Here is a 12,402-nt window from a genome sequence, read left to right as displayed (position 1 = left end):
GCACCGTCACCGGTCCTCGGGCGGGGGCGGCTGGCGGCTCTCCGGGAACGCGGGCACGGGGCCGGCCTCCCGGGGACCGCCGACCGCCTCCTCGGGGTCGAGCAGGTCCTCGCCGTAGAGGTCGTACAGCCAGTTGGACTGGTAGATGGTGTCGAGATAGCGCTCGCCGAGGTCCGGGGCGATGGCCACCGCGGTGATCTCACGCGTGTCGTGGGCGTCCAGCCAGCGCATCGCGCCGCTGACGACCGTGCCGGTGGAGCCGCCGAAGAGGAACCCGCGCCTGGCCAGGCGGTGGCACACGCGGATGGTGTCCGTCTCCTCGACGCGCACCACCTCGTCCACGTAGGACTCGTCCAGGAGCGGTGGCGGCATGCTCATGCCGAGCCCGGGGATCATGCGGCGGCCCGGCGGACCGCCGAAGGACACCGAACCGACGCTGTCCACCGCGACGATCCGCACCGGCCGGTGCCACTGGCGGAAGTAGCGTGCGCAGCCCATCAGGGTCCCGGTGGTGCCGGCGCCGACGAACAGCACGCCCAGGCGCGGGAAGTACTGGGCGATCTCCGGCGCCGTCTTGCGGTAGTGCGCCTTCCAGTTGCTCGGGTTGGTGTACTGGCTGAGCCACACGTACCGGTCGTCGGAATCGCACAGCGCACGGACGTAGTCGATCCGCGCGCCCAGGAAGCCGCCTTCGGCGTTCGGACTGGTGATGGTGTGCACCCGGCTGCCCAGGGCCTCCATCAGGAGCCTGGTCGACAGGTTGCAGCGGGAGTCCGTCACGCACAGGAAGCGGTAGTCCTTGCTCGCCGCGATCATGCTCAGCGCTATGCCGAGGTTGCCGGACGAGGACTCGACCAGGATCGACCCCGGCTTGAGGCGTCCGTCCCGCTCGGCGGCCTCCACCATTTCGGTCGCGGCCTTCAGCTTGATCGAGCCGGCGAAGTTGAAGCCCTCGCACTTCAGGAGCAGGGGGCACCCGAGGACGGGTTCGAGGTCGACGTAGAGCTGGGACTCGTTGAAGGCGTGGGGAGCGGTGATGACGGGCATGACTTTCTTCTTCTCGTGTGCGGCAGGTGCGCTCTGGGACGGTCATCCGTAACGGCGCAGTTCGTGGAAGAAGTCGTCGATGACGTGCAGCTCCCCGGAGCGGGCCACCTCGTCGTAGACGTACTTCCCGACCGCGAGGTCGAGCACCCCGAGGCCGAAGGGCGAGAACACCACCGGCCGGCCCGCCGGCACCGTCACCCGCCCGGTCATCACGTCGTCCAGCGTTCCGTGCAGGAAGTCCCGGTTGCCCGTGAGCTGCTCGGCCAGGTGGGGCGAGGTGTCGGCCTTCAGGCAGTGCTCGACGTCGTCCACGATGTTGGTCGAGGCGAGGATGACCTCCGGCGCGAGGTCGCGCAGGGACACGTGCAGGACCACGGGGTGGTGCGAGAACCACGTGGGGTCGCCGACGTGCGGTTCACCGGCGACGGTGGCGAAGACCACCAGGTCGCTGCCGCGGATCAGCTCCTCGGCGCTGTGGTGCACCGTGATCCGGCCGGTGGCGCCCGACTGCTCGAGGTAGCGGCGGAACCCGGCCGTGCTGTCGGCGGCCAGGTCGTACACCCCCGTCTCCTCGAACGACCAGCCGTTGCCGGCCAGGAACGTGTGGATGTAGCGGGCGATCAGGCCCGTCCCGCAGAACCCGACCCGCGTGGGCCGTGGCCGGTCCCGGCTGAGCCGGTCCGCGGCCAGCGCCGCGGACGCGGCCGTCCTGGTGGCGCTGATGACGGAACTCTCCAGGCAGGCGAACGGGTAGCCGGTGTCCTGGTCGTTGAGGATCAGCACGGCGGACGCCCTCGGGAGGCCGGCCCGGACGTTCTCCGGGAAGCTGGAGATCCACTTCACCCCGTCCACCCGTACGTGCCCGCCGAGCGAGGCCGGCAGCGCGATGATCCGTGAGGTCGGACGGTCGGGGAAGCGCAGGAAGTACGACGGCGGGTTCACCGAGTCACCGGCGCCGTGCAGCCGGTAGGCGGCCTCGGTCAACTCGACGACCTGCTTCTCGCGCCCCTCCAGCACCCGCTGGACCTGGGCACCGGAGATCACCGCGAAGGGGCGCACGGTGTGCGGTTCGCCCGTGGCGGACGTCGGCACGCCGGGGACGCCGGTCATCGGACGGTCACCTCGGAGGCCGTCTCGCAGTCGGACAGCCGCACCGGGTCGGCCATCGCGACGAGCACGTCGCGTGGTCCCTCGAAGGGCTCCCGGCTGTGCGCGGTGCGTACGTTGTCGACGATCATCAGGTCGCCGGCCTGCCACGGCTCGCGCGCGGTGTGGTTCTCGTAGACCTCGTTGAGCAGCTGCACCACGTCCTCACCGATCGGGTCGCCGTTCCCGAAACGGGTGTTGAACGGCAGCCCGTCGGCGCCGTAGACGTCGACGAGGTACTCGCGGACCTCGGGGGCCAGGGTCCACTCGTTGAGGAACGCGACCTGGTTGAACCAGCAGCGCCGCCCGTCGGCCGGATGGCGCAGCACGGCGCTGCGGCGCTGGCGGGTGCGCAGGGTCCCGTCGGGCTGCCACGCGCACTCGATCGCGTTGGCGCGGCAGTAGTCCTCGACGGCGCCCCGCTCGTCGGTGCCGAAGGCCTCGGCGAGGGACGACCCGATCTCGTCGTTGTAGCTCCGGGTGAGCAGCCAGCCCTCCCGCTCGAACCGCTCGGTCAACGCGGTGGGCAGTGCCTCGAGCACGGTCGCCGCGTCGGCCACTCCGGTCGCCCCGCCCCGGTGGGGCGCGGTGAGGCAGGCGAACAGCATCAGGCCGGGGAACTCGAGCGCGTAACTCTGTTCGTGGTGCATGCACATCGGTTGGTTCGGCGGCCACGGGGTCGAGGAGTACACGCCGTCGGCGTGGGTCCGCCGGGGCGCGAAGGTCTCCCTCTCGGCCATCAGCCCGGTGCTCAGCCGCTCGAAGACGGCACCGGCCCCGGCCACGTCGCGCAGCCCGAGGCCGCGGACCAGGACGCAGCCGTGCTCGGCGACGACGGCGCGCAGCGCCTCCCGGTGCTCGGCCGCCCAGCGCGGAGCGTCACCGGTGGTCCCGGCCCGTAGCACCGGGGGCCGGCCGGGCCGGAGTTCGACCTCTTCCAGCAGCGACGCCGGGGATATGGAGGACATCCTGTTTTCCTTTCCGTGGCATGCGTGTGTGCCGCTCAGGAAGAAGGCAGTGGTTCGACGGTGCGCAGCACGGCCCGCGCCGCCTCGGCCGGACGGCTGCGTGGGAAGTAGTGGCCGCCGTCGGCGAGTTCGTGCAGGTCGACGTGGTCCGCCAGGAGCTCCCAGTCGCGGTGGCGCCGCGGGTGGCCGGCCGTGACCGGGTCGTCGGCGGCGACGACCACGGTGACCGGCACGGCCAGCCTCGTCACCGCGGGAGTGTCGAGGAGGTCCGCGAAATAGCGGTGTGCGGACACGCAGTCGTGCCGGTAGGCCGCGGCGATGCGCCCGGCGCGCCGCGCGTCCAGCTCGCGGAGCTCGGCGTAGCCGCTGTCCGCGCTCAGCCTCGCGGCGATCTCGGCGTCGCTCAGCCCGGTCAGCTCGGTGACGGCGTCCCGCCGGTCGGCGGCGTCGCCGGGCAACTGCGCGCCGATGAAGACCCGTCGGACGTCCACCCCGCGCTCGTCCAGCTGCCTGGCCGTCTCCACGGCGAAGGCCGCGCCCGAGGAGTGGCCCCACAGCAGGACTCCGGACAGGCCGCGTTCGACGATCTCGGCGACGACCCGGGCGACCACGTCCGCCACCGACGCGAAGGGCTCGCTCTCGACGGCCACGTCGTGACCGGGCAGCTCGACGGCGTGGACCGCGATCCCCGTGCCCTGCAGCGCCCTGGCCATCGGCTGGAAGTTCACCGCGTTGCCGCCGGCGTGGGGGAAGCACACCAGGGCAGCGGCCGGCGCACCGTCCGGTGCGCACAGCGGCTGCAGCAGCCCGGAACGCCGCTCGGACCTGCCGTCGACCAGCGCGGCCAGGTCGGCGAGGACCGGGTGCCGGGTCACGTCCTTGAGCGACACCGTGCGGTCCAGGGTGATCGCCAGCCGTACGGCCGACAGCGAGGTGCCGCCCCGGTCGAAGAAGTGGTCGTGGCGTCCGATCCGGTCCAGCGGGATGCCGAGCACCTCCGCCCAGGCGGCCGCCAGCCGCCGCTCGGTCGGCGTGCCCGGCGCACGGGGGCCCTTCTCGTCGTCCTCGACGGCGTCCGGTTCCTCCACGAGCGCCGCCAGTGCCCTCTTGTCGATCTTTCCGTTGGCGGTCAGCGGCAGCCTTTCCCGCCAGTGGAAGGCCGACGGCACCATGTACTCCGGCAGCGACCCGCCCAGCCGGTCCCGCAGCTCCTCGACGGGGAGCGGCCTCGGGCCGGAGCAGAAGGCCACGAGGTGCTTGCTCCGGTCGGGCCGCTCGACGACCACCACGGCGGTGTCGCGGACGCCGGGCACCTGCAGCAGGGTGTTCTCGATCTCCCCGACCTCGATCCTGAACCCGCGGATCTTGACCTGGGTGTCGCGGCGGCCGAGGAACTCCAGCTTGCCGTCGGGCAGCCAGCGTCCCCGGTCGCCGCTGCGGTAGAGCCGGGCCCCCGCGCGGTGCGGATCGGGCAGGAAGGCCCGCTCGGTGCGGTCGGGGTCGTTGACGTAGCCGCGGCCGACGCAGACCCCGGAGAAGGCGATCTCGCCCGGCGCGCCGAGCGGCACCGGGTTCAGGTGCTCGTCGACGACGTAGAGGTGCACGTTGCCGACCGGCCGGCCGAGCGGGACCCGGTCGCCCTCCGGCGCGCGGTCCATGACCTCGTGGTTGGTGTCGTCGGAGGTCTCGGTCAGGCCGTAGGCGTTGACCAGCCTGATGCCGGGCTCGGCGGCGAACCAGCGCTGGGCGAGTTCCTTCTTCAGCGCCTCGCCGGTCACCGACACGTACCGCAGGTCGGGCAGCTCCCGCGGGTGCTGCTCCAGGTACGTCAGGACGACCTCCAGGTAGGAGGGCACGACCTGCAGGACGGCGACCCGGCCGCGGACGATCCGGTCGACGAACCGCTCGACGTCGAGGATCACCTCCTGCTCGACCAGCAGCGTCCGCCCGCCGACGAGCAGAGCGCAGACCAGTTGCCACAGCGAGATGTCGAAGCACTGGGGCGCGGTCTGCGCGACCACCCGCCCCTCGCCGATCTCCAGGTCCTCGATCTTGGCGCGGAGGTGGTTGAGCATCCCCGCGTGCTCGCACATGGCACCCTTGGGCTCTCCGGTGGAACCGGAGGTGAAGTAGACGTAGGCGAGCTGGTCCGGCGCGACGGCGACGCCCAGGTCGTCGTCGCGGCCGCCCTCCTGGTACGCCGTGCCGATGAGGAGCTTGCGGACTCCCGGCAGCGAGTCCAGTGCCCGGTCGAGCGAGTCGGTGCTCCCGGGCTCGGTGAGCACGAGCCCGCACCCGGCGCGGGCGAGCATGGCCGCGATGCGATCGGCCGGGAACCCCGGCTCGACGGGCAGGTACACGCCTCCGGCCTTGAAGACCGCGAGGACGGCGGCCAGCCAGTCCAGGTTCCTCCCGGTCACCACCGCGACGACGCCTTCGCGTCGCAGCCCCCGCGCCAGCAGCGCCCGCCCCAGCCGGTTGGCGCGGGCGTCGAGCTCCCGGTACGTCCACTCCCGGTCGCCGTGCACGGCCGCGACGGCGTCCGGGTGCAGCCTCACCCGCTGCTCGAACAGCTCGTGCATCCGGGCGTCCGGCAGGGTGCGGCGCGGTCCGGACAGCCCCTCGGTCTGGAACCGGAGTTCCTCGTCGGAGAGCAGGCTCTGCCGTGCGTGGTCCGCGTCCGGGTCCGCCGCGGCGCGTGCGAGCGCGGTGAGGTGGTAACCGGCGATCCTGGCGGCGTGGTCCGCGTCGACCGCGTCGGTCCGGTACCGCAGCCGCAGCGCGGGCCGGCCCCCCTGCTCCGAGAACGCCGTCCACAGCACGGTGCCTCCGGCGAGGTCGGCGGGGACGTCCGCCGGACCGGGGCCGAGGGCCGCGTCCGGGCAGAGGACGGTCTCGTACGACGGTCCGGTGAGGTCCGGCTCGCGCCTGAGCTCGTCGACCGGGAAGTCCTTGTGCGCCAGCAGTTCCGACGCGGCGCGATGGGTCTCCGCCAGGAGCGCCCGCCATGAAGCGGGTGCGGTCGTCAGCCGGCAGGGCAACGGCCGGCCGCCCTCCTCCACGACGTAGCCGGTCGTGACGTCGCGCTCGCCCGACAACGCGGCGAGCACCTTGGCGTGCGCGGCCAGCAGCACGGAGTCGAGGGGCACCGCGAGGTCCTGCGCCAGCCGGCGCACGGCGTTCACGACGTCGTCCGGGATCGTGGCCTCGTGCTCGTCGACGCCCGCCGTCGGACGGAGCGTCCACCGGGGGACCGTGGTGGATCCGCCGGCGCCGAGCACCCCGCGCCAGAACTCCCGGTCCGCCTCTCGCGTCGCCATCGATCAGTCCCTCTCCGCTCGCCGTGGCCGCCCCGTCCGTCGCCGTCTACCAGGCCGTCTCCCCCGCCGTCGTCGCCGTCGTGGTCGCCGTCCGCGGCCGACCGGGGGCACCGCTCGTCTCCGTGGCCGGGTTTCCGCCCCACCGCGCGTGCCGCGGGACCTCCTCGCCCTTCATGAGGAAGGAGTCGGGTGCGAGCACGGAGCCGTCGCCCATCGTCACGCCGTAGTGGACGAGGGCACCGACACCGAGGGTGCTTCCGTCCCCGATCGTGCTGCGGTCGGACTTGAAGGTGCCGTCCTCCTGCGAGTGGCACTGGATCCTGCTCCCCGCGTTGAGGGTGCAGCCGCTCCCGATGGTGGTGAGCATCCGCTCCGACAGGTGGCAGCCGTCGTCGAAGACCCTGCTGCCGATCCGGACACCGAGGAGCCGCCAGATCACGTTCTTGAAGGGGGTGCCGTTGAAGGTGGCGAGGTACTGGTCGGGAACCTTCCACAGACGCTCGTGCCACCAGAAGTACGGGTCGTAGATGGAGCACAACCGCGGTCGCAGTCCGCGGAAAGCCACGAGGGCGCGCTCCACCGCTATGAAATAGAGGGGGGTGAATACGAGGGTGAACACCAGGAATACCGCGACCGCCGCGTACCCGATGGATCCGTACAATGCGACATCCGCGAGGGCGAACACCGTGAGGACGAAGAAGAAGAACCACCGCACGAGCAGGAAGAGGGCCATCGTCCGGCCGTTGTAGCGGTTCTTGGCAGCGAGGTTGCGCCGCAACTCGGCCCCGGTCCGCATGTGGTCGAACCGCTGGTCGCGCTCCACCGACCGGGGAATCTCGAAGCACGGCGAACCGAGCAGACCGACGCCCTCGCGCACCTCGCCGTCGAGGGGAACCATCACCTTCGTCGCGAGGAGACAGTTGTCGCCCGTCTTCGCCCCGGACGGGTACGCGATGTGGTTCCCGAGGAAATTGTTCCGACCGATCGACGCACGGGACACCCGGAAAGACGTGCTCGAGAAGTCGGCATTGACGATCGACAGGCCGTCGGCAACCATCGTGCCGGTGCCGACAGAGCACAGGTACGGGGTCTCGTGCTTCACCTCCGTGCCGAAATTCGACCCGGTCTGCTCCACCGGGGTCAGGTGGTATCCGAGGCCGCGCAGATAGTGGACGATGCAGGAACTGTCACCGAAGAGCCAGGTGAAGAACTTCACGTTGGTGATGCGCGCGACCAGTCGGTGCGTCGAGTAATGAAGGCCGTACAGGGGATATGTCCTGCCCGGTTTGACGAGCAGGTTCTGCAGGCGCGGCACGGTGAACAGAACGACGAGGCCCGCGACGACGAGGCCGAAGAACAGGACGCAGGACAGGACCAGCGCATCGGCGTAGAGCCCGGACGACGCGAGTCCCGCCGCACCCGGTCCCGGCCGGTCGCCCAGCGCCGGAGTCCCCGTCAGCAGCAGGTACAGGCCCCCGACGGACAACGGCATGGTGAGGAGGAACAGCTGCCCCGCCGTGGCGAGGCCGAAGCCGGCCCGGCGCAGGGTCCCGCACCTGGCGGGCGGGACCCGCACGTAGTCGAGCTCCGTGCGCTGCGCCGGAGACCCGTGCCACCGCTGGTCGCCGGGGACCGCCTGGCCCCTGTGCAGCGACGACGTGTGACCGAGCTGCGCCCCGTCGCCCATCGACGTGGCGATGTCGAGCACGGCCTTCTCACCGACGAACACGTTCCGGCCGAGGGCGACCGGACCCGTCTGGATGCGGCCGGCGTGCGCCCGGTAGCAGAGGAGGAACGCGTCCTTGCGGATCACCGTGCCGGCGCCGATCGTGAGCAGGTCGGTGCAGACCGGGACGTGGCGCGAGAGGATCGTGACGCCCGGGCCGATGCGCGCGCCGAGCGCCCGCAGGTAGAGCACGTACAGGGGGTTGCCGGCGAAGAGGACCATCGGGTTGGCGTGGAGCAGGACCTTGACGATCCAGAAGCGCAGGTAGGTCAGCCCCCAGACCGGGAACTCGCTTTCCTTCCACCGGCCGACGAGGACCCATTTGGCCACGATCGGGAAAGCGCACACGCCGACGAAGACGATCCCGCCGAAGACGACCGATCGCAGGTAGACGTCCACCGCACCCGAGCCTTCGGATATCCACGCATAACCGTGCGCGGCGAGGACTGCGGCGAGGGAGGGATATCCCAGGAGAATCAGCAACTGCAGTGCTCCGCAGAGGGTGTACTGCAGTGTGCCGACCGGGGTCACTGAAGGGGTCACTGCATCCGACGGTGCCGTGTCCGGCGAACCGACGGGGGCGGGTGCGGCTTCGGCACCGGATCCCCCCGCGATACCGGCGCCGGTATCGGTGACCGCCGCCGCCAGGCTGCGGATCGTCGGACAACGGTAGATGTCCTTTATCGAGACCGACGGCAGATCCGGCCGTTTCCGGACGCGCGCACAGAATTGCGCCATCACCAGCGAATTAGCGCCGAGGTCGTCGAAGAAATTACCGTCGACCGGCACCTGCTCGACGCGCACGACACCGGCGAGGACCTCGGCGAGGTTCTTTTCCGTGTCTGTCGACGGGCTGTTTTCTTCCGGCAGGCCGTGCGTCCTGTGTTCAGCGGCTCCAGATTCACTCGGCACGGTCGTCAGGGACTCGGCAGGCTGCTCCAGCATGCAAGCTCCTCGAGCCTCACGGAATTACCACGTCCCAGTCTCCGCCGTCCACCGAGGGTGCGCCACTCGGCTCAATCACGGTGGCGGAAGTGGCAGACTGCCTTCATGACGACGCACAAGAACCTGCTCGGCGGTCCGGAGCCGACCTACCTGCCGGAGAACGAAGAGGCGTACCGCCAGCTGGGCGAGGAGTCCCTGACGCCGGCCGAGGTCGCGGCGAAGCACCCGACGTTCTCGCTCGCCTGGGCGATGCTCGCCGACGACGCCTTCGAGGCGGGGCGGGTGGTCGAGTCGTACGCGTACGCCCGTACCGGCTACCACCGCGGCCTGGACGCGCTGCGCCGGGCCGGGTGGAAGGGACACGGCCCCATCCCCTGGGAGCACCGGGCCAACCGCGGGTTCCTGCGCTGCCTCGCCGCCCTCGCCCGTGCCGCGGAAGAGATCCACGAGCAGGACGAGACGGAGCGTTGCTGGCAGTTCCTCAAGGACAGCAGCGCCGAGGCGTACACCGAGCTGAAGCGGTAGTCACCGCGGCCGGACCCCCGCCCGGCCGCCGGGCGGGGGAAGAGCCCGGGGAAGCACCGGAGGAGACACGAGGAGCCCGGCACCGCGGACGGGTGCCGGGCTCTCGCCGCCTGCGAGGAGGCCTCCTCGGTGCGGAGGCCTACTTGATCCTGGTGCCCGTGGAGCGCAGGTTGCGGCAGGCCTCGACGACGCGGGCGGACATCGACGCCTCGGCCAGCTTGCCCCAGGTGCGCGGGTCGTAGGTCTTCTTGTCGCCGACCTCGCCGTCGACCTTCAGGACGCCGTCGTAGTTGCGGAACATGTGGTCGGCGACCGGACGCGTGAAGGCGTACTGGGTGTCGGTGTCGATGTTCATCTTCACGACGCCGTTCTCCAGCGCGGTGAGGATCTCCTGCTCGGTGGAGCCGGAGCCGCCGTGGAAGACGAAGTCGAACGGGGACGCCTTGCCGAACTTGGCGGCGACGCCCTCGTTCAGCTCCTTCAGCAGCTCGGGGCGGAGCACGACGTTGCCCGGCTTGTACACGCCGTGCACGTTGCCGAAGGACGCGGCCAGCAGGTAGCGGCCCTTCTCGCCCAGGCCCAGCGCCTCGGCCGTGCGGATCGCGTCGTCGACCGTGGTGTAGAGGGAGTCGTTGATCTCGTGCGAGACGCCGTCCTCCTCACCGCCGGTCGGGGTGATCTCGACCTCGAGGATGATCTTCGCGGCGCGGGTGCGCTCGAGCAGCTCCTGGGCGATGGAGAGGTTGTCGGCGAGGGTCTCCGCGGAGCCGTCCCACATGTGGGACTGGAACAGCGGGTTGCGGCCGGCCTTGACGCGCTCCTCGGAGACCGCCAGCAGCGGACGCACGTACCCGTCGAGCTTGTCCTTCGGGCAGTGGTCCGTGTGCAGGGCGATGTTGACGTCGTACTTCTCGGCGACGATGTGCGCGAACTCGGCCAGGGCGACCGCGCCGGTCACCATGTCCTTGTTGTGCTGGCCGCCCAGGAACTCGGCGCCGCCCGTCGAGATCTGGACGATGCCGTCGCTCTCCGCCTCGGCGAAGCCGCGCAGTGCCGCGTGCAGGGTCTGGGACGAGGTGACGTTGATGGCCGGGTAGGCGAACTTCCCTGCCTTCGCCCGGTCCAGCATCTCGTTGTAGACCTCGGGGGTTGCGATGGGCATCTGTCCGCTCCTTATGCGTGCGGTGTGGCGTACTGCGTACTGTCGGCCCTGACCTGGAACCTTGGCTGCGACGTCATTGTCGGCCCCATCTTCCCAGACGCGGGCCGCCGGTCGACGGGGCAGGTCAAGTCGTTATGCCGGTGATGTCGGACCGGCGCGGCCGGACGGGTCAGTCGAGGCCGAGCTCGTCCTTGGAGTAGGCGAACAGGTACGGCACCCCGGCGCCCTCCCGGATCTTCTCGGCGGCGCCGGTGGCCCGGTCGACGATGGTCGCGACGGCCACGACCTCGGCGCCGGCCTCGCGCACGGCCTCGACCGCGGTGAGCGGGGAGCCGCCGGTGGTGGAGGTGTCCTCGACGACCAGGACCCGGCGGCCCTTGATGTCCGGGCCCTCCACGCGGCGCTGCAGGCCGTGCGCCTTGGCGGCCTTGCGGACCACGAAGGCGTCCAGCCTGCGGCCGCGCGCGGCGGCGGCGTGCAGCATGGCGGCGGCGACCGGGTCGGCGCCCATGGTCAGGCCGCCCACCGCGTCGAAGTCGAGGTCGGAGGTCAGGTCGAGCAGCACCTGGCCGACCAGCGGGGCGGCCTCGCCGTCGAGGGTGATGCGGCGCAGGTCGACGTAGTAGTCGGCCTCCAGACCGGAGGAGAGGGTCACCTTGCCGTGCACCACGGCCTTGTCCTTGATCTGCTGCAGCAGCGCGCCGCGTACTTCGCTCATGCCGCCAGCTTAGAGGCGGGTCCAGGTCCAGGTCGTCGAGGCCTCCAGCGGCTCCAGCGGGGTGACCAGCCGCGGGTGGGTGTTCAGCCCGTTGGGCGGGCCGGTCTGCGGCTCCACGCACACGGCCTCCCGCTGCTCGTCGTAGACCACGACCCACTCCTCGCGGCTGGTCACCCTCAGTTCCAGCCGCCCCGGCCAGGTGAGGGTGACGTCGACGCCGCCGGGCATGCCGAAGCAGTCGTCCCAGGGGCCCGGCTTCGGGTCGGTCCGGTGGCCGGTGGGCAGGTGGTCCTCGCCGCGCTCCTCCTGCCAGGCGGGCGTGAAGTCGATCCGCACGTCCTCGCCGCCGCCGAGGGAGCGGTTGAACCAGGGGTGCCAGCCGATCTGGGCCGGGAAGGACGACTCGTAGGTCTCCACGCTCATGGCCAGCGTCAGGGAGTCCTCGGTGAGCGCGATCTGCTGGGTGACGCGGCCCGAGTAGGGCCACGGTTCGGCGAGGTCGTACGTGAGCACGGCCTCGTCGGTGCTCCTGCGGGCGGTGCGCCAGGCGGCGTCGCGGGCGGTGCCGTGGATGGCGTGCGGCGGGGCGTTGAGCGGCATGTGGTGCACGGCGGCGCCGTCCCGGAAGAGACCGTCGCGGATCCGCCCGCACCAGGGGACCATCGGGAAGCAGCCGTACCTCTCGCCCTGCCGCAGCAGTTCGACGCCCCCGAGCCGCAGCCCCCCGACCCGGCCGCCGTTGCCCGGCAGCACGGTCACCTCCGCGTCGCCCGCGGTCAGCGTGATGTCTTCGTTACTCACGTGACGACCCTACTGGGACGATCAAGGGGGCGCGGGGTCCGTCC

9 protein-coding genes are annotated in these 12,402 nt (G+C 71.1%); 1 reads left to right on the top strand and 8 read right to left on the bottom strand.

Translation table 11 applies throughout. The features are described from left to right. Nucleotides 1-6: 6 nt before the first annotated feature. Genes sbnA through FHS37_RS10945 form a run of 5 tightly spaced genes read right to left on the bottom strand, consistent with a single transcriptional unit; the run spans nucleotide 7 to nucleotide 9,152 of the window. Nucleotides 7-1,047 (bottom strand): 2,3-diaminopropionate biosynthesis protein SbnA, encoded by a 1,041-nt coding sequence (sbnA, locus tag FHS37_RS10965; RefSeq protein WP_184819552.1) that lies wholly within the window; start codon nucleotides 1,045-1,047, stop codon nucleotides 7-9. 42 nt (nucleotides 1,048-1,089) lie between these two features. Then, the gene (gene sbnB, locus FHS37_RS10960; protein ID WP_184819550.1) at nucleotides 1,090-2,157 is read right to left on the bottom strand and encodes a 2,3-diaminopropionate biosynthesis protein SbnB; all 1,068 of its coding nucleotides are present in this window, start codon (nucleotides 2,155-2,157) and stop codon (nucleotides 1,090-1,092) included. Next, on the bottom strand, nucleotides 2,154-3,161 hold the full coding sequence (locus FHS37_RS10955; protein ID WP_184819548.1) for a TauD/TfdA family dioxygenase: 1,008 nt from the start codon (nucleotides 3,159-3,161) through the stop codon (nucleotides 2,154-2,156). The genes sbnB and FHS37_RS10955 overlap by 4 nt, the downstream gene beginning before the upstream one ends. Before the next feature lie 35 nt (nucleotides 3,162-3,196). Then, complete coding sequence (locus FHS37_RS10950; protein WP_184819546.1) at nucleotides 3,197-6,481, bottom strand: non-ribosomal peptide synthetase; 3,285 nt, start codon at nucleotides 6,479-6,481, stop codon at nucleotides 3,197-3,199. Between the two features lie 46 nt (nucleotides 6,482-6,527). Continuing rightward, a complete protein-coding gene (locus tag FHS37_RS10945; RefSeq protein ID WP_184819544.1) occupies nucleotides 6,528-9,152 on the bottom strand; it encodes a Pls/PosA family non-ribosomal peptide synthetase in 2,625 nt (874 codons plus the stop codon). Nucleotides 9,153-9,257: 105 nt separating this feature from the next. On the opposite strand from FHS37_RS10945, the gene FHS37_RS10940 reads away from it, so the two are divergent. Then, nucleotides 9,258-9,677: a DUF3151 domain-containing protein gene (locus FHS37_RS10940; protein WP_184819542.1), complete on the top strand. Its 420-nt coding sequence runs from the start codon at nucleotides 9,258-9,260 to the stop codon at nucleotides 9,675-9,677. Nucleotides 9,678-9,816: 139 nt separating this feature from the next. On the opposite strand, the gene fbaA is transcribed toward FHS37_RS10940, so the two are convergent. From fbaA to FHS37_RS10925, 3 genes are all read right to left on the bottom strand, one after another. After that, nucleotides 9,817-10,839 (bottom strand): class II fructose-bisphosphate aldolase, encoded by a 1,023-nt coding sequence (gene fbaA / locus FHS37_RS10935; protein WP_184819540.1) that lies wholly within the window; start codon nucleotides 10,837-10,839, stop codon nucleotides 9,817-9,819. 169 nt (nucleotides 10,840-11,008) lie between these two features. Further along, entirely contained in the window at nucleotides 11,009-11,557 is a 549-nt protein-coding gene (gene pyrE, locus FHS37_RS10930) for an orotate phosphoribosyltransferase (RefSeq protein ID WP_184819538.1), read from the bottom strand. A 9-nt stretch (nucleotides 11,558-11,566) separates the two neighbouring features. Continuing rightward, nucleotides 11,567-12,358, bottom strand: coding sequence for an aldose epimerase family protein (locus tag FHS37_RS10925; RefSeq protein ID WP_184819536.1), 792 nt, complete (start codon nucleotides 12,356-12,358; stop codon nucleotides 11,567-11,569). Between the last annotated feature and the right edge of the window lie 44 nt (nucleotides 12,359-12,402).

Origin of the sequence: Streptomyces griseomycini (assembly GCF_014203535.1) — a bacterium.
GTDB classification, from domain to species: Bacteria; Actinomycetota; Actinomycetes; order Streptomycetales; family Streptomycetaceae; genus Streptomyces; species Streptomyces griseomycini.
The sequence above is the reverse complement of the archived record's forward strand: the minus strand, read 5'-3'. Positions and strand labels throughout refer to the sequence as shown.